19 protein-coding genes are annotated in these 20,886 nt (G+C 65.8%); 6 read left to right on the top strand and 13 right to left on the bottom strand.

What is annotated here, in order from left to right:
- The first annotated feature begins 130 nt into the window (after positions 1 to 130).
- The 3 genes from B2W55_RS11900 to B2W55_RS11890 all read left to right on the top strand — a co-directional run bounded on the left by B2W55_RS11900 (position 131) and on the right by B2W55_RS11890 (position 4,481).
- Entirely contained in the window at positions 131 to 1,171 is a 1,041-nt protein-coding gene (locus B2W55_RS11900; protein ID WP_024583028.1) for an aldo/keto reductase, read from the top strand.
- Positions 1,168 to 2,022, top strand: a complete 855-nt coding sequence (locus B2W55_RS11895; RefSeq protein WP_029879624.1) for an amidohydrolase family protein — start codon at positions 1,168 to 1,170, stop codon at positions 2,020 to 2,022. Before B2W55_RS11900 ends, B2W55_RS11895 begins: the two co-directional genes overlap by 4 nt.
- Before the next feature lie 119 nt (positions 2,023 to 2,141).
- Complete coding sequence (locus B2W55_RS11890) at positions 2,142 to 4,481, top strand: Tex family protein (RefSeq protein ID WP_024583030.1); 2,340 nt, start codon at positions 2,142 to 2,144, stop codon at positions 4,479 to 4,481.
- Positions 4,482 to 4,561: 80 nt separating this feature from the next.
- Here B2W55_RS11890 and B2W55_RS11885 read toward each other — a convergent pair whose 3' ends face one another.
- Positions 4,562 to 5,413 (bottom strand): hypothetical protein, encoded by an 852-nt coding sequence (locus B2W55_RS11885; protein ID WP_024583031.1) that lies wholly within the window; start codon positions 5,411 to 5,413, stop codon positions 4,562 to 4,564.
- A 283-nt stretch (positions 5,414 to 5,696) separates the two neighbouring features.
- Positions 5,697 to 6,908 (bottom strand): acyl-CoA dehydrogenase family protein, encoded by a 1,212-nt coding sequence (locus tag B2W55_RS11880; RefSeq protein ID WP_024583032.1) that lies wholly within the window; start codon positions 6,906 to 6,908, stop codon positions 5,697 to 5,699.
- Between the two features lie 624 nt (positions 6,909 to 7,532).
- Between B2W55_RS11880 and B2W55_RS11875 the strand changes: the two genes are divergently transcribed.
- The 3 genes from B2W55_RS11875 (at position 7,533) to B2W55_RS11865 (ending at position 10,168) form a co-directional block, all read left to right on the top strand.
- Complete coding sequence (locus B2W55_RS11875; RefSeq protein WP_024583033.1) at positions 7,533 to 7,970, top strand: hypothetical protein; 438 nt, start codon at positions 7,533 to 7,535, stop codon at positions 7,968 to 7,970.
- A 145-nt stretch (positions 7,971 to 8,115) separates the two neighbouring features.
- The gene (locus tag B2W55_RS11870; RefSeq protein ID WP_024583034.1) at positions 8,116 to 8,808 is read left to right on the top strand and encodes a response regulator transcription factor; all 693 of its coding nucleotides are present in this window, start codon (positions 8,116 to 8,118) and stop codon (positions 8,806 to 8,808) included.
- Positions 8,795 to 10,168, top strand: a complete 1,374-nt coding sequence (locus tag B2W55_RS11865) for a sensor histidine kinase (protein ID WP_024583035.1) — start codon at positions 8,795 to 8,797, stop codon at positions 10,166 to 10,168. Before B2W55_RS11870 ends, B2W55_RS11865 begins: the two co-directional genes overlap by 14 nt.
- Before the next feature lie 161 nt (positions 10,169 to 10,329).
- Here B2W55_RS11865 and B2W55_RS11860 read toward each other — a convergent pair whose 3' ends face one another.
- From B2W55_RS11860 to B2W55_RS11810, 11 genes are read right to left on the bottom strand one after another with little or no spacing between them, the layout of a single operon-like run.
- Positions 10,330 to 10,956 carry an FMN-dependent NADH-azoreductase gene (locus B2W55_RS11860; RefSeq protein ID WP_024583036.1) on the bottom strand — a complete coding sequence of 209 codons (627 nt, stop codon included), beginning with the start codon at positions 10,954 to 10,956 and terminating at the stop codon, positions 10,330 to 10,332.
- 12 nt (positions 10,957 to 10,968) lie between these two features.
- Positions 10,969 to 12,540 carry an isochorismatase family protein gene (locus tag B2W55_RS11855; protein WP_024583037.1) on the bottom strand — a complete coding sequence of 524 codons (1,572 nt, stop codon included), beginning with the start codon at positions 12,538 to 12,540 and terminating at the stop codon, positions 10,969 to 10,971.
- 18 nt (positions 12,541 to 12,558) lie between these two features.
- On the bottom strand, positions 12,559 to 13,407 hold the full coding sequence (locus B2W55_RS11850) for an MBL fold metallo-hydrolase (protein WP_024583038.1): 849 nt from the start codon (positions 13,405 to 13,407) through the stop codon (positions 12,559 to 12,561).
- 28 nt (positions 13,408 to 13,435) lie between these two features.
- Positions 13,436 to 14,347: an amidohydrolase family protein gene (locus B2W55_RS11845; protein ID WP_024583039.1), complete on the bottom strand. Its 912-nt coding sequence runs from the start codon at positions 14,345 to 14,347 to the stop codon at positions 13,436 to 13,438.
- On the bottom strand, positions 14,344 to 15,462 hold the full coding sequence (locus tag B2W55_RS11840; protein WP_024583040.1) for a vWA domain-containing protein: 1,119 nt from the start codon (positions 15,460 to 15,462) through the stop codon (positions 14,344 to 14,346). The genes B2W55_RS11845 and B2W55_RS11840 overlap by 4 nt, the downstream gene beginning before the upstream one ends.
- Positions 15,459 to 16,340, bottom strand: a complete 882-nt coding sequence (locus B2W55_RS11835; RefSeq protein ID WP_024583041.1) for an AAA family ATPase — start codon at positions 16,338 to 16,340, stop codon at positions 15,459 to 15,461. The genes B2W55_RS11840 and B2W55_RS11835 overlap by 4 nt, the downstream gene beginning before the upstream one ends.
- A gap of 9 nt (positions 16,341 to 16,349) precedes the next feature.
- Positions 16,350 to 17,372, bottom strand: coding sequence for a xanthine dehydrogenase family protein molybdopterin-binding subunit (locus tag B2W55_RS11830; protein WP_024583042.1), 1,023 nt, complete (start codon positions 17,370 to 17,372; stop codon positions 16,350 to 16,352).
- A gap of 2 nt (positions 17,373 to 17,374) precedes the next feature.
- The gene (locus tag B2W55_RS11825) at positions 17,375 to 18,967 is read right to left on the bottom strand and encodes a xanthine dehydrogenase family protein molybdopterin-binding subunit (protein WP_024583043.1); all 1,593 of its coding nucleotides are present in this window, start codon (positions 18,965 to 18,967) and stop codon (positions 17,375 to 17,377) included.
- Positions 18,968 to 18,978: 11 nt separating this feature from the next.
- A complete protein-coding gene (locus B2W55_RS11820) occupies positions 18,979 to 19,458 on the bottom strand; it encodes a (2Fe-2S)-binding protein (protein WP_024583044.1) in 480 nt (159 codons plus the stop codon).
- Positions 19,459 to 19,463: 5 nt separating this feature from the next.
- Positions 19,464 to 20,282: an FAD binding domain-containing protein gene (locus B2W55_RS11815; RefSeq protein WP_024583045.1), complete on the bottom strand. Its 819-nt coding sequence runs from the start codon at positions 20,280 to 20,282 to the stop codon at positions 19,464 to 19,466.
- 14 nt (positions 20,283 to 20,296) lie between these two features.
- Positions 20,297 to 20,740, bottom strand: coding sequence for an SRPBCC family protein (locus B2W55_RS11810; RefSeq protein ID WP_024583046.1), 444 nt, complete (start codon positions 20,738 to 20,740; stop codon positions 20,297 to 20,299).
- Positions 20,741 to 20,886: the final 146 nt, after the last annotated feature.

Genomic DNA, 20,886 nt, shown 5'->3' with positions numbered 1-20,886 from the left:
ACCGACAGGCAACGTGAAGTTGTTCGGCGTATCGGCGGGCGTGATGTGTGCGTCGAGAGCTCTTCACGATCCCGGCCGACGACGCTAGTCTGGAGAAAGGGTAACAAGAAACGCACGGCGGGAGGCCGCAATGACCCAACAGCGATCCTCAGGTTCCGCCGCGCTGCCGCGCCGCAGGCTCGGCCGTACCGGGCTCGATGTCTCCATCCTCGGCTTTGGTACCGCGCCGCTCGGCGATCTCTTTGCGCGGCTCGACGATGCGACCGCGATCGCGACGGCGGAGCGGGCCTTTGCGCTGGGCGTGAACCTGCTGGATTCCTCGCCGCTGTATGGGCATGGTCTCGCCGAGCATCGCTGCGGCGCCGCGCTGCGCCGGGTCGCGCGCGACGACATCGTCGTCTGCACCAAGGTCGGGCGCTGGATGGATCCCTTCAAGGGACGCGGCGATGGCTCCAATTTCGTCGGCGGCCAGCCGCATCGCGCCGTGGTCGATTATTCATATGACGGCACCATGCGCTCGGTGGAGCAGTCGCTGCTGCGGCTCGGCACTGACCGCATCGACCTGCTGCTGATCCACGACGTCGACGTCTGGACCCATGGCGCTGACGCCATCGAGGCCCGGTTCCGCGAGGCGATGGCGGGTGCTTATGTCGCGCTCGACAAACTGCGCGGCGAGGGCGTGGTCAAGGGGATCGGGATCGGCGTCAACGAGGCCGAGATGTGCGTGCGCTTCGCCAAGGCGGGCACGTTCGACACCATGCTGCTCGCCGGCCGCTATTCGCTGCTGGAGCAGCCGGCGCTCGCCGAGTTCCTGCCGCTGGCACAGGCCCAGGGCATCGGCGTCATGCTCGGTGGCGTGTTCAACTCCGGCATCCTGGCGACCGGTGCGATCGCCGGCGCCAAGTACAATTACAAGGACGCGCCGCCGGACGTGATGCAGAAAGTCGCCGCCATCGAACGCGTCTGCCGTGGTCATGGCGTGGCGTTGCCGACCGCCGCGCTGCACTTCGCGCTGGGCCATCCGGCGGTCGCGAGCCTCGTGCTCGGGGCGCAGACGCCGCAGGAGGTCGAGCGCAACGTCGCCGCGTTGTCGTCACCCGTTCCCGCCGCGCTGTGGCGTGACCTGAAGAATGAAGGGCTGCTCGATCAGCATGCGCCGGTGCCGGCATGATGCGGATCGATGCCCATCACCATGTCTGGACTTTGGCGCGAGCCGATTATGGCTGGCTGACACCCGAGCGCGGGCCGATCTACCGCGACTTCGGTCTGGCTGATCTCGCGCCGCATCTCGCCACGGCGGGGATTGAGGGCACCATCCTGGTGCAGGCGGCGCCAACCGAGGCCGAGACAGCTTTCATGCTCGACGTCGCCAAGGGCTCGGAGCTGGTGCGCGGCGTCGTCGGCTGGATCGACTTCGACGCATCCGACGCGGTGGCACGGATCGACGCGATCGCCGGACGCGAGCTGCTGGTCGGCCTGCGGCCGATGGTGCAGGACATCGCCGATGACGACTGGCTGTTGCGGCCGGAGTTGGTGGCACAGCTCGAAGCGATGGCACGGCACGATCTGGTGTTCGACGCGCTGGTGCTGCCGCGCCATCTGTCGCGGCTCGTCCAGGTGGTCGATCGCCATCCCGACCTGCAATTCGTGCTCGATCATTTCGGCAAGCCGCAGCTCGCGAGCGGCGACATCGCGACCTGGAAGAACGACATTGCGGACCTCGCCACGCGTGGCAACGTCGTCTGCAAGCTGTCGGGGCTGGCAACGGAGGCGGCGGCGAACTGGCAAGTCGCCGATCTCCGCGAGGCCGTGGATCATGCGCTCGCATGCTTCGGGCCGCAGCGCATGCTGTGGGGCAGCGACTGGCCTGTGATCAATCTTGCCGGCGGCTACGGGCACTGGTTGGCGGCTGCGGAGCGCCTGCTTGCCGATTTGTCAAGTGAGGCAAAGGCCGCGATTTTCGGCGGCAATGCGGCGCGCGTCTATTTGTCAAGCCGCGGACGGCCGACAGCCCTGAAATAGATTGCAGGGGGCGCCTCATTTGATCCACAGCGCGCCTTGATGAATCAATCCGGGATGGTTCATAAGCGGCGTCCGCGCCATCGGTGAGCCGGCGGCGCAACGGGATCAGAGAGAGAAGCGTGGCCAAGATTCATCATCAGATTGCGCAGGAGCTGGGGGTTCGCGACGAGCAGGTCGAGGCGGCGGTGACGCTGCTCGACGGTGGCGCCACGGTGCCGTTCATCGCGCGATACCGCAAGGAGCTTACCGGCGCGCTCGATGATGCGCAGCTGCGCACGCTGGAAGAACGGCTGACCTATCTGCGCGAACTCGAGGAGCGTCGCACCGCGGTGCTCAATTCGATCCGCGAGCAGGGCAAGCTCGATGCCGCGCTCGAAGCCCAGATCATGGCGGCCGACAGCAAGGGCCGTCTGGAAGACATCTATCTGCCGTACAAGCCGAAGCGCCGCACCAAGGCCGAGATCGCCAAGGAGGCCGGGCTCGAGCCGCTCGCGGACATGCTGCTGGCGAAGCCCGAGAACGAGCCGAAGGAGGTCGCCGCACCCTTCGTCAATGCCGACAAGGAAGTCGCGGATGTCGCCGCCGCGCTCGAAGGCGCGCGTGCGATCCTGGTCGAACGCTTCGCCGAGGATGCCGATCTGATCGGCGCGCTGCGCGAGGAGATGTGGTCGAACGGCATCATGGCCTCGACCGTCCGCACCGGCAAGAAGACCGAGGGCGAGAAGTTCAAGGACTATTTCGATTTCTCCGAGCCGCTGCCGAAGCTGCCGTCGCACCGCATCCTGGCGCTGTTCCGCGGCGAGAAGGAAGAGGTCCTCGACCTCACCATCAAGCCGGAGGCCGAGGCGCCGGCCGTCGGTGTGCCCGGCCTCTACGAATTGCGGATCATGAACCGCTTTGCGATCTCCAATCAGGGGCGCAAGGGCGACAAGTGGCTGGCGGAGACGGTGCGCTGGGCCTGGCGAACCAAGATCCAGATCCATCTCAACATCGATCTGCGGATGCGGCTGTGGGCTGCGGCCGAGACCGAGGCGGTGCGCGTGTTCGCCTCGAATTTGCGCGACCTGCTGCTCGCCGCGCCGGCCGGCGCCCGCGCCACCATGGGGCTCGACCCCGGCTATCGCACCGGCGTCAAGGTCGCGGTGATCGATGCCACCGGCAAGGTGGTGGCGCATACGGCGATCTATCCGCATGAACCGCAGCGGCGCTGGGACGAGTCGCTTGCCATCCTCGGCAAGCTTGCGATCGAGCATGGCGTCGAGCTGATTGCGATCGGCAACGGCACTGCGTCGCGCGAGACCGACAAGCTCGCCACCGAACTGGTGAAGCGGCTGCCCGAGCGCAAGATGACCAAGATCGTGGTCTCCGAAGCCGGCGCGTCGGTTTATTCGGCCTCCGCCTTCGCCTCGAGCGAATTGCCTGATCTCGACGTCACCATTCGCGGCGCGGTATCTATCGCAAGGCGCTTGCAGGATCCGCTCGCCGAACTGGTCAAGATCGATCCGAAGGCGATCGGCGTCGGCCAGTACCAGCACGATCTCGGCGAGGCCAAGCTGGCGCGTTCGCTCGATACCGTGGTGGAGGACTGCGTGAACGCGGTCGGCGTCGACGCCAACACCGCATCGGTGCCGCTGCTCGCGCGGGTGTCGGGCATCGGCCAGGGGCTGGCGCAGAGCATCGTGCAGCACCGCGACGCCAACGGTCCGTTCAAGTCGCGCAAGGCGCTCAAGGACGTGCCGCGGCTCGGACCGAAGGCGTTCGAGCAGTGCGCCGGCTTTTTGCGCATCACCAATGGCGACGATCCGCTCGATACCTCCGGCGTGCACCCGGAAGCCTATCCGGTGGTGCGCCGCATCCTCGAAGCGACCAAGAGCGACATCAAGGCGCTGATCGGCAATGCCGAGATCGTGCGCGGCCTGAAGCCGCAATCCTTCGTGGACGACACTTTTGGTCTGCCGACGGTGACCGACATTCTGCGTGAGTTGGAGAAGCCCGGCCGCGACCCACGTCCCGCGTTCAAGGCGGCGGTGTTCAAGGACGGCGTCGAGGAGGTCAAGGATCTCAAGAAGGGCATGATCCTCGAGGGCACCGTGACCAACGTCGCAGCGTTCGGTGCCTTCGTCGACATTGGCGTGCATCAGGACGGTCTGGTGCACATCTCGGCGATGTCGCGCAATTTCATCAAGGACCCGCGCGAGGTGGTGAAGCCGGGCGATATCGTCAAGGTCAAGGTGCTCGACGTCGAGGTCGCGCGCAAGCGCATCGCGCTGACCCTGCGGCTCGACGACGAGATCGGGCCGAAGAAGGACAATGCCGGGCCGTCACGCGATTTTTCGCGCGGCTCGGCCAAGATGTCTTCGTCCGCGCCGCGTCGTCCACAGGAGCAGTCCGGCGGCGGCGCGCTTGCCGAGGCGCTACGCCGCGCCGCCGAGAAAAGCGGGCGCGGCAAGCCGACCTGACGGAACGCCCCATCTCGTGGCGCATCGCCACTGTGCGATGCGCCAGCTTTGCATCAACGCCGGGGGCGTGGCAGTAGCGCTCATGCCTCCGGGGGCAGGAAGTCGTCCATGTTCAACAGCGGATGCGGGTATTTGAACGTGTTCATGGACATCGGCAGGACCATGCCTTCCGGTGCACCCGGTACGAAATAATTGCCCTGGTACTGGTTCGGCAGCGCCATCGCTGAACCAGGTTCGTAGGACGTGCCGATCGGCGCATAGCTCATGTCGGTGCCGAACACCGCGTGCAGCGCCAGATCGACGAAGTTCATATACTTGAGCGTCCCGCGCAGATGCGTATCCTGTGCGATCAGCGCCGTGATGCTGTCCTTGACGTAGAACAGCGACGCCATGTCTTTGACGACGCCGTTGAAATCATGCGCGCCGTCGTGATGCACAACGTAATTGTGCCCGGTTTCCTTCATGATGACGCGCCGGACGTAGGACGGCAGGTCGCCGTGGAACAGGCGGATGCGCCGGGCCGCCTCCGGATAGAGCCGGCGAACCCGCTCATGGGTGAATTGCAGATAGGGCGCGTGCAGGTCGATCAGGTCGAGATCGAAATCGAACGAACCCATGCAACCCGCGATGAACGCCGACGCGCCACCCATGTAGACGCCGACCTCGGCGACCCGGTCGTACTGCCCGTTGAAATCGCGCAGCGTCCGCACCAGATCGAAGTAGTACTGGCTGGAGCACTGGTCTTCGTACGGCAGATCCGTTTGCTGTTGCTGCCGATCGATGATCCGATCGAATATCCGGTTTTGCCCGCGCTGGATGGCGCTGGTGTAGAGGGCGCGAAACCCGCTGAACAGCTCGATGCCGAGCTTCTCCGCCGGATTGGCGATGTCTTCGAGGCTGCGATCCGGCTCGATGAATTCGCCCAAGGGCATCTCGGTATTCTCGTATAATGCCCCCTGCCGCGGCGGAGGTTGCCGAGCGCGCGGCCAGCGGGGGTATTCCAAGCGTTCTCCTCTGTAACGCAGCAGGCGACGATTTCAGGCAGGGTTTCTGCGCCGAGATTCAGCCCCGCCGGCGGCGTCCGGCCGAACGGTTCGCGCGGCTCGTCCGGCCGCGGTCTCCGATCAACCATCTGCGCCGCGCGCCGGCTCGTCGGCCGATCACGCCTCGCTCTGGCAACCCCGCAAATGGGCGCCGTCTCGGCGCCCGGCGCGATCAAACGAAGGCGCTCAGCCCGGTGATGTCCCGCCCGACGATCAGGGACTGGATTTCGGCGGTACCTTCGTAGGTGACCAGGCTTTCCATGTCGCACATGTGGCGCATGACGTGGAAATCGAGCGTGATGCCGTTGCCGCCGAGCACGTCGCGCGCCATCCGACACACATCGCGTCCCTTGACGCTGCAATAGTACTTGGCGAGTGCGGCCATCGTCTCCTCCAGCTTGCCGTCGTCGATCAGGCGGCCGAGCCGGATGCAGTAAAGCTGCATCGCGGTGACGTCGCCGAGCATGTTGACCAGGATCGATTGGATCATCTGTGACTTGGCGATCGGCTTGCCGAACTGGATCCGGCGTTGTGCGTAGGTCAGGGCGATGTCGTAGGCCGAAACCGCATTTCCGAGCGACGCCCAGGCCACCGTGTTGCGGGTGCCCATCAGCACCCTGGCGCAATCCTTGAACGAATTGCAGTTCTTCAGGCGCGCGTCCTCCGGGACCCGGCAGTCGGTGAGCGTGATGTCGGCGTTCTGCACCATCCGCAGCGACACCTTGCCCCCGATCTTGGTCGCCTTGTAGCCCGGATTGTCCTTCTCGACGACGAACGCCTTGACCTGCTTGTCGGCGACGTCGCGGGCATAGACCACGATGTAGTCGCACCAGACCGCATTGCCCGGCCAGCGCTTGCGGCCGTTGATCACCCACTCGTCGCCTTCGCGCTTCGCGGTCGCTTCGAGGCCGACCGAATCCGATCCATGATCGGGCTCGGTCAGGGCGAACGCGCCGACCTTCTCGAACCGGGCCATCTGCGGCAGGTAGCGCTGTCGCTGCTCTTCGGAACCGAGCAGGTTGATCGACTGCATCGCCAGCCCGAGATGAACCGCGAAGAAGGTCGCGATGCTCGAATCGATCCGGCTGAGCTCCATCATGACGAGACCGGCGCCGACCGCGGTCATCGGGCGGCACCCGTGCTCGCGCATGTTGTGATCGCCGACGATGTTCAGCGCGGCGATCTTGGGCACCAGTTCGAACGGAAACTCGCCGCGCTCCCAATAAGAGTTGACGATCGGCAGCACCTCGCTCTCGCCGAACTCGCGCACCTTGGCCAGGATGTCGACCTCCTCAGCCGTCAATTGCTCCTTCATCAGGAAATAGTCGGTGCCGCGAGCGCGTCCGATGTTGTCGCTGAGCTTGTCGGTGATGGGATCGGCCATGGGGGTCCTCCTTGATATGATTGGCGGGCGGTTTGTTTTAGGTGCCTCGCCGCTTCGACGTCGCTGTGCTCGGTCTGGTCCTCGATCAGGTGCGCGGAATCGTCTCCCTCACAATGCCCTTCACCTCGCCTTCCGAGCCATGTTCGAAGCAGAAGATCGGCGTCGGCGGCGCAACGTTGAGGTGCTGAACGTGTGGTCTCTGGAGATACTGACGCGCTCACGTGATGTCTGTGTGCAAGCAGATGCGCGTTCGACGTCACGTCAGCATGGCAACGGCGGTTCGAGCATACTGCGTCAACAAGAATTCGGTCGCAACCGGATAGGGAGTTTCGAATGGGCCCCCGTTGCGGGCGGGCTCCCGAATGGAGCAGCACCGAGGTGCGAAGCGGACAGGTCGAGGTGCGAATCGGACAGGGAATTGCTCTGCGGACGTCATGGATCGTGCGAAATCACGTTCGCCCACAAGCACGCGATCATGTCGTGAGGTCGCTTTCGGATTCTAAATCCGGCGTCAGAATCTGGCGCATTTGTCAGTTGAAGTCGGTCTTGCGCGCGCGTCTTCTGACGCTCCTCTGCTGGCGGCGACATCAGGCGCGCCGCGGTCCCAATCAGGGAGAGGGTTTCATGAAGAACAGGGTGTTCAGATTTCTCACGACGGCGACACTCGCTGTCAGCGTAGCGCTTGCTCCGGCCGCTTTCGCCAGAGGTGGTGGCGGCGGCGGACATGGCGGTGGCGGTGGTCATGGCGGCGGCTTCGGCGGCGGCATGCATGGCGGTGGCATGGCGTTCGCCGCGATGGGTGGCGGTGGGCACTTTGCAGGCGGTCACTTCGGCAGTGCCCGCTTCGCGGGTGCCGGCGCGTTTGGGCCGCGGTTTGCCGGCGCTGGATTCCATGGCGCGCGCTTCTTCCATCATGGCGGCTTCTTCCATCATCACCGCTTCCATCGCTTCGCGTTCTTCGGCGCGCCCTATCTCTATGCCGGTTATGACGATGGCTGCTGGCGCAGGGCCTGGACGTCCTATGGGCTGCAATGGGTCAATGTGTGCGGGGACTATTGGTGATCGCCCAACCACCCGCACCGTTGTCGCGGCCGTCGCCAGACGTTCCATCCAGCCCCGGAATGGGATAGTCTGGCGGCGACTGTCGCGGGGCACTCGAGAGTTGGAGAACTCGGAGAGTTCAGGACGCCACGGAGAGTTCAAGAGTATGACCGGAGCGCATCGCCGCATTCTCGTCGTCGAGGACGATCCTGAAACCGCCGATCAGCTCGTCGAGGAGCTCACCATCAGCGGCTATGACGTGGATCTGGCGGCAAGCGGCCGCGAGGCGCTGAGCCGGGGAGCGGCGCGCGACTATGCGGTGATCACGATCGATCGCATGCTGCCCGACATCGATGGCATCACCGTGATGCGCCAGATGCGCGGCGACGGCATCGCGGTGCCGTTCCTCATCATCAGTGCGCTCGGTGAGGTCGACGACCGGGTGCGGGGCTTGCGCGCCGGCGGCGACGACTATCTGGTCAAGCCGTTCTCCTTTGTCGAGTTGCTGGCGCGGCTGGAGGCGCTGGGCCGCCGCAGCGAGACCGTTGCCAAGGAGACCATCCTGCGGGTCGGCGATCTCGCGGTCGACCTGATCGCGCGGACGGCCAGCCGCCGCGGCCGCAAGATTCCGCTGCTGCCGAGGGAGTTTCAACTGCTCGAATATCTCGCGCGCAACGAGGGCCGCGTGGTGTCGCGCGCCATGCTGCTTCAGCATGTCTGGGACCTGCATTTCGATCCGTCGACCAACATCATCGACGTCTATGTCGGGCGCGTGCGCCGCAAGGTCGACGACCAGCAAGCCTATCCGCTGATCCATACGATCCGCGGCATCGGATACTGCCTCCGTGCTCCTGGCTAAGACCCTTGGCTCATCGACCTTCCGTTTGGCCCTGATCGCCATCGGTGTATTCGGCCTGATCGTGTCCGCGATCTTCGCTTACGTCTACTGGTCGACACTGTCCTATGTGCGGGATCGATCCGACCGCGCCATCACGATCGAGCAGGCACGTCTCGACGAGGCTTATGCGCGGTCGGGACGCGACGGCCTGTCCGCGCTGATCACGCAACGCATCGCGGACAAGGGCTTTGCCGATCATGTCTATCTGCTGGCCGGCCCCGGCTCCGCGGTGCTTGCAGGAAATCTCCGGCAATGGCCGCCAGACGTTGTTGGGCCTGGCTGGGCCGAGTTTCGCGTCTCGCTGCCACAGTCCACCCGTGGAAGTGCGTTGGTGCGCGCCATGACGGAAACCTTTTCGAATGGCGACCGGCTGCTGGTCGGTCGTGACATCAGCGATCTCGATCGCTTCATGGCGCAGATCAGGGCCGCAGGGTTCGCGGTCGTCGTGCTGATCATCGTGCTTGCGGCCGCCGCCAGTATCGGAGTGACGCGGCGTACGGTCGGCCGGATTGAGTCGATCAATGCGACCAGCCGCGCCATCATGCTGTCCGGCCTCGACCAGCGCATCCCGCTCCGCGGCAGCCATGACGAATGGGATCGCGTCGCCGAGAATCTCAATCTGATGCTGGATCGCATCCAGACTTTGATGGGAGACGTCAAGCAGGTCGGCGAGAATATCGCCCATGACCTGCGCACGCCGCTGACGCGGATGCGCGGCCGGCTCGAGAAGGCCTATCACTCCTCGCGCGACGGCGGCGCCGACGCGGTGCTGATCGGCGACACCATCGCCGATCTTGACGCGGTGCTCGGAATGTTCGCGTCGATCACCCGGATCTCCGAAATCGAGACGCGGGCGCGCAAGGGTGCGTTTCGCAGCGTCAATCTCGCCGAGATCGCGGGCGAGGTGGTCGAGCTCTATGATGCTGCCGCCGAACAGGTCACCACCGGCCTCGGTCTGGCCGGCGATCCGGCGGTGCTGGTCACCGGCGACCGCGATCTGTTGTTCGACGCCATCGCCAATCTCGTCGACAACGCCATCAAGCATGGCCGCCCGGGCGGCCTTGTGACCGTGACCTGCGACAATGAGGAGGGCGGCGCGGTGATCGCGGTCGCCGACAATGGCCCCGGCATTCCCGCCGACCAGCGCGATCACGTGTTCAAGCGCTTCTACCGGCTCGAGCAGAGCCGCTACACCCCGGGCAACGGTCTCGGCCTCAGCCTGGTTGCAGCCGTTGCGAGCCTGCACGGCGCGGAGGTCGAATTGCGCGACAACGCGCCGGGATTGCTGTGCCGGCTCGTGTTTCCCGCGGCGGAAATGTAATTCACCCGTCATTCCGGGGCCCGCGGAGCGGGAGCCCGGAATCCATTTCGCCACGCGTGATGCGGTTCAATGGATTCCGGGCTCAGCCCCTCGGGCTGCCCCCGGAATGACGAGGGACAAGCGCGCCTCCTGCCATTTGTGCGATCGCGCAAGCCTCGGTGTCAAAACCTCACCGCCATGTCCACGAGCCTCCGATGCGCCGCCTCGCGCGCGGCGTGGGCCGGCTCCGTGGGCCCGGCGGTCGGGCCGATCGGCACGAAGCGGACGTCGCTGATCCCGATGAAGCGCAGCGCCTCGCGCAGATACGGCGTCGCCATGTCGATGCGGCCGCGGTTCATGCCGGTGACGAAATCGCTGCCGCTGGCGATGATCACCAGCGTCGGGCGGTCCTTGAGCAGTGGCAGATAGCCTTGCGCGGGATCGAAGCGGAAGCTCAGCCCGGGCTGGATGATGAGGTCGAGCCACTGCTTGAGCTTGTAGGGAATCGAAAAATTCCACATCGGCGTCGAGATCAGCACGCGATCCGCCAGCGACAGCCGCAGCGCCAGACGCTCGGCGGCCGCGAACGCGTCGCGTTGGGCATTGCTGAACGCCCTGCCGCCGATCCGGGCGTATTTGGCCTCCAGCACGTCCCCTTCGAACTCCGGCAACCGTTCGCGCCACAGGTTCAACGCATCGATCTCCCAGTCCGGGCGGACCTTGTTGAACTGGTCCAGAAACACGCGTGCACCCGCTGCCGATTCCGAATCGGCGCGGGGAGAGCAGGCGACGTGAAGCAGTTTCGGCACCGCTTCCGCCTTTCAGCCAAGCGCCTTGATGACGGTGTCGGAGTTGGTCACGACGGAGACGTTCTGGAGTGCAAAATTGATCGCGGCGTTGTGCCAGTCGGCGTTCATGGTCGAGCAGCAATCTTCCGGCACGATCATGAAATAGCCCTTGTCGGCGCCGGTGCGGGCGGTGTGCTCGACCGACATGTTGGTCCAGGCCCCGGTGTTGATGATCATGTCACGGCCGGTCGCCTTCAGGATGGTTTCCAGCCGCGTGCCTTCCCAGGCGCTCATCCGCATCTTCTCGACCACGAAATCGCCCGGGCGCGGCTCGAGGCCGGAGACCGGCGCCGCGCCCCAGCTGCCGCGCACCATTGCCTTGCTGTCCACCAGCCCTTCGAACAGCGGCGCATTCAGCGTCACGCCCGGCGCACCTGGCTCGACCACGAACCAGACATGGATGATCGCCACTCCGCGGGCACGCGCGGCCTCCGCCACGCGACGGACATTCTCAATGACATGCTGCTGGCGTGCATGCGCAGGCGCGCCCGAGTCCGCGAATGCGCCACCGTCCATGATGACGTCGTTCTGCATGTCCTGGATGATCATCGCGCAGCGCTGCGGGTCGATCTGCATCTCGCCGGCCGCGAGGTTTGGCGCGGCGGAAGATGTTGCTGCACTCGTCCCGGCGCGCTTGCCGCTCATATAGGGCTCATGACGCGGCCCGACTTTTGTGGGGACTGCGTAGACCGAATGGGTCGCGGTCAGATAGAGCGTACGAAAATCGGGGCCGCCCCAGGCCAGATTGGCGACGAGCTCGGGCAGGCGGACCTTGCCGAGCAGGTCGCCGCCAGGCGTGTAGACCCAGACGCCGCCGGGGGCGGTGACCCAGACATTGCCGCGCTGGTCGCATTTCATGCCGTCGGGCAGACCAGGTTCGAGTTCGGAGCGGATGCCCGAGGCGAACACGCGGGGATTGCCGAGCGCGCCGTCGGCGCCGACGTCGAAGGCGCGGATCAGCGCCTGCACGGTGTCGTTGACATAGAGAATGCGCTCGTCGGGCGAGAAGCACAGCCCGTTCGGTTGATCGAACAGATAGCGATCGACCAGGAGCTTTGGCGCGCCGCCGCCCGGCGGCACGCGATAGACGCCCTGGAATCCGAGTTGGCGCGGCCGCTCGACGCCATAGACCGGCATGCGGCCGTACCAGGGATCGGAGAAATAGATCGCGCCGGAGGAATGGACGCAGACGTCGTTCGGACTGTTCAGCTCCTGGTTCTCGTAATGCGAGGCCAGCACCTCGCGCCGCCCGTCGAGCCGCTCGCGGATCAGCGAGGACGTGGCGTGTTCGCAGACGATCAAATTGAGGTCGGCGTCATAGGTCATCCCGTTGCATTTGTTCGACGGACGCTTGATCTCGACTACGCCGCGCCGCGCATCCCAGCGGCGGCGCACGTCGCCGGGCATGTCGGAGAACAGCAGGAATTGATCGACCGGGTGCCAGATCGGTCCCTCGGTGAAATCGAAGCCGGTCCCGACCTGGCCGACCGGCGCGTAAGGATCGATCAGGTCTTCGAATTCGCTGCGCAGCGTGACATGCGTCATCGTGACGGACCTTCGCGGCTATGCCGGGAACCAGCTGCGCTGCGGCAGGCTCTGCACGACAGGCCCGGGCACCTGGTCGTGCAACCGGCCGACTACCGTGCCGCCCTCGATCTTGGCCGGGCGATCATGCACCGGCAGCAAATAGCGCGAGTTTGAAAGCAGCTTCTTGATCGACGCCTTCTCCGCCCGCTTGCTGGTGCCGTGGTTGCCGGTGGTGCGCGGTTCGGCATCGTGGATTTCGTTGAACGGATTGATGATCTGGTCGTTGAAATCATAGATCACGTCGCCGCAGATCGTGGCGATGCCGTCGGCGGTGTGGACGTGGATGTTCATCGAGCCCTCGGTATGGGCATTGGCGGCATCGCAATAGACGCCGGGCATCAGCTCGACCGGACCGGTGATCTCGAGGTCGAGGAAGCGCAGCGCGCTCTTGGTGTGGAGGCGATCGATCAGGTGCTTGATGTCGGGCGCCGGATATTGCGGGTGCATCAGGCCGGAGACCGAATATTCCAACTCCTTGCGGTTGACGACGACAGTCGTGTTCATCGGGAACAGATCGTCCTTGCCGGCATGGTCGATATGCAGATGGGTGTGGCAGACGAAACGGACGTCGCCCATCCGCACGCCGTGGCGGGCGAGCTGGTTCTCGATCATGTTCTCGTGGAACTGGAGCCCGCGCATGCCGAGCGTCTCCATGATCTGGTTGGAGCGGTAGCCGGTGTCGACCAGCACGGGATAGGGGCCGCCGAGGATCAGGAAGCCGAGCGTCAGCACGCGGCGGGTGCGGCCGCAATTGTGCCCGAGCACGAGGAAGCTCGATTCCAGCTCGATATCGCCATAGTCCAGGATCTTGATCTCCAACGGCATCGCTTTCCCTCCCAATTCCTGTTCATTGTCATGTTCGTGCTCGCGGCGCCGATGGCCCCAGCCGATAGACCCGTTCCGCCGTCGTGCTGAAGATCGCGTCGCGCTGCGCGGGGCTGAGCGGCCCGACGGCCGCCTTGAAGGCGTCGATCAGATCGCGATAGCTGGTCCACAGCTTCTCGATCGGAAAGTTCGAGCCGAACAGGCAGCGGTCCGCGCCGAAGATCGCGACGGTGTCGGTCACGATGCCGGCGATATGTGCTGGATCGTTGCGATGGATGAAGGTGCCGAGCCCGGACAGCTTCGATACCACGTTGGGACATTGCGCCAGCCGTGCCATGTCGGCGCGCCAGGCAGCGCGGCCTTGCGGCGACAGGTCCGCCAGCATGCCGGCATGCTGGAGGACGAAGGTCACGTCCGGGCAGGCTTCGGCGAGACCGGCGGCGTCGGCCATTTGCGGCGCGAACACCTGGAGATCAAAACTCCAGCCATAGTCCGCGAGGTGTCCGACGTTGCGCCGGATCACGGGATCCGCACAGAGGTCGGGGCGCGCCGCGAACCGATAGAGCGGGTTCTCGTGCCAGTGCAGCTGCATGCGCACGCCGCGCACCAGCGGATAGCGCTTGAGGCGATCGAGCTGCGGGCGGACATCGTCGACCGAGAAGTCGGCATAGGCGACCAGCGCATGCGGCCAGCCATGCTGATCCGCGGTCTGCTGCACCCAGGCTGCCTCGTCCTCGAACTGGCCGTTCGGCCAGTTGGTCTGGACATAGACCGAGCGGGTGACGCCGGTGCCCTCGAGGTCGGCGAGATATTCCTCGATCGGGTAGTCGCGGCGGATCGGCTCATAGGGACCGAAGATGCGCGGCTGCATCGGCCCGGACAGCCAGGCCAGATCGGCCTGCCGCCAGATGTGATGATGTCCGTCGACGATGCCGGTCACGCAGCTCTCCTTGTTGCAAGCGACAGCAGATGCGCGACCACGGCCGCGCTCGTTCCGCCGTCCACGAGATCATCGACAAAGCGCTGGATCGCGAGCAGCGCCTCAGTTTGCGGCTTGAAGCCGGGAGCGGTCGCGAGCGGCGTCAACCAACTCACCCGCCAGGCCCGGCGAGACAATTTTGCCACCGCATCGCGCAGCGCCGTTGGATCGCCGCGCTCGAGGCCGTCGGAGACGATCACGACGGCGGCGCCACGGGCATAGCCACCGAACCGCGGCACCGCGAGGAAGGCCTGCAACGCATCGCCGATCCGGGTGCCGCCGTCCCAATCGCTGACCAGGAAGGCCGCCGCGTTCAGCGCCTGCTCGCGGCGCTTGAGCCGCAGCGCCGGCGTCACGCGGGTCAGCCGCGTGCCGAAGGTGAACACCTCGACGGTGCCGGCCGACTGCACCAGCGCATGCGCGATCCGCATGTTCTCCTCGGTGCGCGCCTTCATCGAGCCGGAGACATCGATCAGGAACAGGATCTTGCGCGGGCGCTGGCGGCGGCGCATCCGCCCGAGCCGCAACACCTCGCCGTCATTGCGGACGCTCTCTCGCAAGGTGCGCCGAAGATCGGCGAACGGACCGCTGCGCGCCCGGCGTCGCCTGTGGCCGCGTCGCCGCGGCAGCCGCCGGGCCGCCTCGCGCGACAATTGCCGGAGCGGATCGCTGCTCGGCACTTGCGCGAAGCGGCGCTCGACCAGCGCCTCGGCCCGCGCCGCCGCGAGCCCGGATTCATTGGCCTCGTCGGCAAGCGGTGGTTCGTCGTCGCCGCGGCTCTCTTCCTGGAGGCGGACCGTCTCCTCGTCCTCGCCTTCGGCCTGTTCGATCGCCTCCGCGCCGCGGAAATGGATGTCAAACAGCCGGTCGTAGGTCGCGCGGCGCTCCGGCGGCGGCGCCAGGGTCGCAAGCCCGGCGCGGCGGATGTGCTCGAGGCTCTGTGGCCCGAGCAGTTCGATCGCCGCCAGGAAGCTCGTCGTCTGCTCCGGCGCAACCGAGAAGCCGTTGGCGCGCAACAGCGCGACAAAGGAGACGAAGATCTGCGCTGCGCGCGGCAGCTGAAGGTCGTCGCTCACGCCGCCGCCTCCGCGATGATCGCATCGAGCCGCGGCGAGATGAAATGCAGGTCCTCCTCGTCCTTTAGCGCGACGCCGATCGAGCGCTTGAACGCATCGGGCCAGCGCGCGCCGCCCTTGTTGAGCAGGGTTGCGGCCTCCGCCCAGTCGACTGCTTCGGCGATGCCCGGCGCCTTGCTCAGCGGCTCGCGGCGCAGCCGGCCAACCGCGGCAACCACGGCGCGGGCGGTGGCTTCGGCGACGCTGGAGGCCCGCATCATTACGATCCGCGCCTCGCGCTCGGCGTTCGGATAGTCGATCCAGTGATACACACAACGCCGCCGCAGCGCTTCGTGCAGATCGCGGGTCCGGTTCGAGGTCAACACCACCACCGGATGCTCGGCGGCGCGGATCGTGCCACGCTCCGGAATCGAGATCTGAAAGTCGGAGAGGAATTCGAGCAAGAAGGCTTCGAACTCCTGGTCGGCGCGATCGATTTCGTCGATCAGCAGCACCGTCGCATCAGGTGCGCGCAGCGCCGCCAGCATCGGCCGCTCGATCAGGAACGACTCGCTGTAGATGTCGATGCTCTCCTCGCCGGCCTGCCGGATCGCCAGCATCTGGCGCGGGTAGTTCCATTCATAGAGGGCAGCGGACGCGTCGATACCCTCGTAACATTGCAGCCGGATCAGCTTGCGGCCAAGCACGGCGGCGATCGCCTTCGCCGCCTCGGTCTTGCCGACCCCCGGCGCGCCCTCCAACAGCAGCGGCTTGCCGAGCGCGAGCGAAAGGTAGGAGGCCGTCGCGATGCCGTCGTCGGCGAGGTAGTAGGCCGCGCGCAGCGCTTTCTCCAGCGCCTCGGGGCTGTCGATACCGACGATGTTGCTGCGAACCGGCATGCCGAAACCTCAACGCCTTGGCTGCGGCCGCGCGCCGCCCTGCGCCTTGATCGCGCGCAGCACCTTCTCCGGCGTGATCGGCAGATCGTCGATCCGGACGCCCACCGCGTTGAAGATCGCATTCGCGACCGCGGGCAGCACCGGGTTGGCGCACATCTCGCCCGGTCCCTTGGCGCCGAACGGACCATCGGGCGCCGGGCGTTCCAGCACCGCGATGTCATGCGGGCAGATGTCGCCCGGGCCCGGCATCAGATATTCCACGAAGTCACGCGGGCCGTGCACCGGCTCCGGATAGTAAGGCTCCGGCGTCTCGTAGAGCGCGTGGCTGACGCCCATCCAGGCGCCGCCGACGAGCTGCTGCTCGACCAGCCGCGGATTGAGCGCGCGGCCGAGTTCATAGGCCGAGTCCATCCTGACCATGTCGACCTCGCCGGTCTCGTCGTCGACCTCGACCTCGGCGACCAGGCAGGCATGGGCGTAGCACGTCGCCGGCGACATCTCACCGGTCTCCGGGTTCACGTCGGACAGCGGCACCAGGAAGATGCCGCGGCCGGAGATGGTCTTGCCCTGCTTGAACTGTGCGGCGATCGCGACGTCCTTGGTCGAGATCGAGCGATGCGGCGCGCCCTTGACGTGGATATTGCCGCGGCCGTCGGTCTCGAGATCCGCGGCATTCACTTCCAACTCCTCGGCGGCCGCCTCCATCATCACGCCGCGTGCCTCCCGTGCGGCCGCCATCACGGCGTTGCCGACGCGATGGGTGCCGCGCGAGGCGAACGAGCCCATGCAATGCGGGCCGGTGTCGGAATCAGCGGTGTCGACATAAACGTCCTCGACCGGGACGCCAAGCGTCTCGGCGCAGATCTGCCGGGTCACCGACTTCATGCCCTGGCCGAGATCGATCGAGGACAATGCGACGGTGAACTTGCCGCTCGGGTTGGAATGCACCAGCGCCTGGCTCGGATCGCCGCCGAGATTCATGCCGATGGGATAGTTGACTGACGCGATGCCGCGTCCGCGATGCCGGGTCATGGTCAGCGCCTCCTGGTGCCGAAGACGGAAGAGAAGCGGGTGGCGCCATGTGACGGCGCGGTCGGCCGCGGTGGCGGAGGGGATGGCGGCGACGACGGGGGCGGCGGTGGCGGCGGCTCGCGGCTCGCAGCCGGGGCGCGATCATAGGTCGTACGCTGCTGCGATGGTGCAGGCAGCGGCGCATATGTTTCGCGCGGCGTCGGCGACACCGCGGCACGCGCACCGCCGCCATCCTTGCGCGACGACATTCGCTTGAAGTCCTCGCGCAGCGGCCATTTTGCCTTTTCGGCGGCAACTTGCACGCATTCGATCAGCGCGGTGTTCTTGGCCTCGCGGCGATGCGCCTTCATGTCGCCGTCGCGATAGGCATTGAGGATCCGGAATTCCATCGGGTCCATGCCGACGAGATGGGCGAGCTTGTCCATCTGGCATTCGATGGCAAAATCCATCGCCGTGACGCCGAAGCCGCGCATCGCGGTTGCCGGCGTCCGGTTGGTGAAGACGCAATAGACGTCGCCATGGACGTTCGGGATCGTGTAGGGGCCGGGCAGATGCGCGGCGCATTTCACCGCCGCATAGCTCGACAGCCGCGTATAGGCGCCGCTGTCGAAATAGGCGCGCACCTTGCGGGCAACGACGCGGCCGTCGCGCATCACGCCGTCCTTGATGTAGATGCGCTCGGCGCCGCGCGGCGGGCCATATTGCATCTCCTCTTCGCGCCCGAACACATAGCGCACCGGGCGCCCGGTTAGCATCGCGCCGAGGATGCAGAGCGGCTCGGTCAGCGTGTCGACCTTGCCGCCGAACCCGCCGCCGACGGTGCCGCCGATGAAGTGGAAGGTGTTGGAAGGCACGTCGAGAATCTTGGCGCAGGTGTCGACCGAGAAGAACAGCGCCTGCGTCGAGGTGTAGACGATATAGCGGCCATTGGTGTCGGGCGCCGCGATCGAGCCGTTGGTCTCGGTCGGGGCGTGCTCGATCGGCGACATCTGGTAGCGCTGCTCCAGCACATGGTCGGCTGTGGCGAGCGCGCGGTCGGCGTCGCCGAAGCGGAGCTGCTGGCGGTCGTAGGTCTCGTGATAGGTGAAGGTGTTCTTGGGATAGACCTCATTGACCACGGGCGCGCCGGACTTCAGCGCATCCTCGACGTCGAACACCGCCGGTAGCACTTCGTAGTCGATCTTGACCTTGGCGATCGCCTCATAGGCTTCGCGCGGGCTGTCGGCGACGATGGCCACGATCGGCTCGCCCTTGTAGCGCACCTTGTCGACCGCAAGCGACGGCTCGTCGTCCTTGCCGAAATTGATCAGAGAGAGCAGCGTGTTCAGATTGCGCGGCACGTCGGAAGCGCGGATCACCCGCCGCACCCCCTGCGACCGCTCGGCCTCCGTGGTGTCGATGCGGCGCAACCGTGCATGCGGATGCGCGCTGCGGACCACCTTCAAGTGCAGCATGCCTTGAAGCTTGTGATCGTCGAAATAGGGCGAGGTGCCGGTGACATGGCCGAGCATGTCCTGGCGCTGCGTGCCCTTGCCGATTTCCTTGAGGTTATCGTCGCGCTCGTCGGCGAACAGGTCCTTGCGCAATTCCAGCATGGCACTATTCCTTACGCGCGAGCGCGGCCGCCGGATGCGGCAGCCAGCACGGCGTTGATGATCGGCTCATAGCCGGTGCAGCGGCAGATGTTGCCGGAGATCGCCTCGACCACTTCAGCCCGGCTCGGCTGCGGGTTGCGGTCGAGCAACGCCTTCGCGGCCATCAGCATGCCCGGCGTGCAGTAGCCGCACTGCGCGGCGAAATTCTCGGCGAAGGCGCGCTGCAACGGATGCAGATTGGGGCCGTCCTTGATGCCGTCGAGCGTCTCGACCGACCGGCCGGCGACCGTTTCGGCCAGCGTCAGGCAGGACAGATGCAGCTCGCCGTCGATCAGCACGCTACAGGTGCCGCAGCCGCCCTGGCCGCAGCCGAATTTCGGCGTCATGTCGCCGATCAGCTCGCGCAGTGCGACCAAAAGGTTGGTGCCACCGTCGACGAAGATCGCGACGTCGCGGCCGTTGTGTTGGAATTGAAGGGCAGTCTTGGCCATCACGATTATTCCTGACCGGACAACAGGCGGCGGAGATGCACGCCGACGATCTCGCGGCGATACCAGGCGCTGGCGAGCGCATTGTCGCCGGGCGAAGTCCCTTCCACGGCCGCCGCGGCAGCCGCGTTGATCGTGGAGCTATCGAGTGATCGGCCTTCTAATGCGCGTTCGGCGGCACGCGCGCGGATCGGGGTCGGTGCCATCGAGCCGAGCGCGACCCGGGCGCCGACGATGCGACTGCCATTGACCGGCAGATGCACTGCGAGCGTGATGACGGCGCCGCCCTTGGGCTTGATCCGTGCGATCTTGCGATAGCGGAAGGCATCGGCGCTGCCGGGCTTGGCAAAGGAGATCGCCAGCACCAGCACGCCGGTCTGCCGGTCGCGCGATTGCAGGAACTCGTCGATCGGGATCTCGCGGCCGCCGAGGCCGCCCTGGACCGACACCATGGCATCGAGCGCGAGCATCGCAACCGTGAAGTCGCCATAGGGTACTGGCGCGAACAGATTGCCGCCCACCGTGCCCATGTTGCGCACCGCCGGCCCGCCGATCGAGCGTGCAGGAGCGTGCAGGAAGCCCAGATCGCGTTCGGCCAGGATGCGCGCGAAGGTCACTCCAGCGCCGAGCGTGATGCGTGAGCCTGTGGCGTCGATCCTCGTCATTGTTTGGTCGCTGGCGCGTACGACGGTCGAGATCGAGATGTCGCCCTCGTTCAGCGCCCGCATCACCAGCGTGCCGCCGCCGAGATAGCGGGCGCTGCGATCCGACGACAGCGCCGCCGCCGCGTCATGGGTGTTGGTGAAGGTCTTCACCGTGACTGGCATGGTGTGCTTCCCGCTTACGCGGCCTCCTTCAGATGCCGGCGGATGGCCTCGAACCCGGCCTGGTAGATATCCTCGGCGACCATCTGCGTGATACGGTCCCGGTCTTCGGTCCGCGTCGTGAAGCGCGATTCCCAGTGCCAGAAGGTGCGGTCGCCGTCGGTGACCGGCAGCAGGCGGACATGTGCCACATAGTTGAACATCGGGACCGGCGTATCGAGCAGGCAGTAGCTGAAACTCTGTTCGAGATCGGACAGCGCCAGCAACTGCTCGCGCAGCTCGGCGCCGTCCTTCAGCTTGAACCGCCTGACGCAGCCGATCTTGTCGGACGGCTGTGCGCGCTCGATGCCGCTGCTCGCGACCGTCGGGTGCCAATGATCGTGGCCGTTGAAATCGCGCAGCACCGCCCACACCGCATCGGTCGGTGCTTCCAGGATGGTGCTTTTGACGATATGCGGCACGGCTACATCCCACCGTTTCCGATTCGAGCGGGCTTCTTCACCTCGCCCCGCTTGCGGGGAGAGGTCGGAATTTGCGCGCCGCGCAAATTCCGGATGAGGGGGACTCTCCACGGGCCAAACTGCTGCCGTCCCCGTGGAGACTCCCC

It is taken from the genome of Bradyrhizobium sp. UBA2491, from assembly GCF_002341725.1.
In the GTDB taxonomy this organism is placed as follows: Bacteria; Pseudomonadota; Alphaproteobacteria; order Rhizobiales; family Xanthobacteraceae; genus Bradyrhizobium.
The sequence above is the reverse complement of the archived record's forward strand: the minus strand, read 5'-3'. Positions and strand labels throughout refer to the sequence as shown.

Excerpts from the sequence above, each read along its gene's own strand:
- B2W55_RS11855 (WP_024583037.1), bottom strand. The coding sequence starts at position 12,540 with ATGACGCATGTCACGCTGCGCAGCGAATTCGAAGACCTGATCGATCCT.
- B2W55_RS11830 (WP_024583042.1), bottom strand. The coding sequence starts at position 17,372 with ATGACCCGGCATCGCGGACGCGGCATCGCGTCAGTCAACTATCCCATC.
- B2W55_RS11885 (WP_024583031.1), bottom strand. The coding sequence starts at position 5,413 with ATGCCCTTGGGCGAATTCATCGAGCCGGATCGCAGCCTCGAAGACATC.
- B2W55_RS11880 (WP_024583032.1), bottom strand. The coding sequence starts at position 6,908 with ATGGCCGATCCCATCACCGACAAGCTCAGCGACAACATCGGACGCGCT.
- B2W55_RS11815 (WP_024583045.1), bottom strand. The coding sequence starts at position 20,282 with ATGCCAGTCACGGTGAAGACCTTCACCAACACCCATGACGCGGCGGCG.
- B2W55_RS11820 (WP_024583044.1), bottom strand. The coding sequence starts at position 19,458 with ATGGCCAAGACTGCCCTTCAATTCCAACACAACGGCCGCGACGTCGCG.
- B2W55_RS11900 (WP_024583028.1), top strand. The coding sequence starts at position 131 with ATGACCCAACAGCGATCCTCAGGTTCCGCCGCGCTGCCGCGCCGCAGG.
- B2W55_RS11875 (WP_024583033.1), top strand. The coding sequence starts at position 7,533 with ATGAAGAACAGGGTGTTCAGATTTCTCACGACGGCGACACTCGCTGTC.
- B2W55_RS11895 (WP_029879624.1), top strand. The coding sequence starts at position 1,168 with ATGATGCGGATCGATGCCCATCACCATGTCTGGACTTTGGCGCGAGCC.
- B2W55_RS11870 (WP_024583034.1), top strand. The coding sequence starts at position 8,116 with ATGACCGGAGCGCATCGCCGCATTCTCGTCGTCGAGGACGATCCTGAA.
- B2W55_RS11835 (WP_024583041.1), bottom strand. The coding sequence starts at position 16,340 with ATGCCGGTTCGCAGCAACATCGTCGGTATCGACAGCCCCGAGGCGCTG.
- B2W55_RS11850 (WP_024583038.1), bottom strand. The coding sequence starts at position 13,407 with ATGCCGTTGGAGATCAAGATCCTGGACTATGGCGATATCGAGCTGGAA.
- B2W55_RS11825 (WP_024583043.1), bottom strand. The coding sequence starts at position 18,967 with ATGCTGGAATTGCGCAAGGACCTGTTCGCCGACGAGCGCGACGATAAC.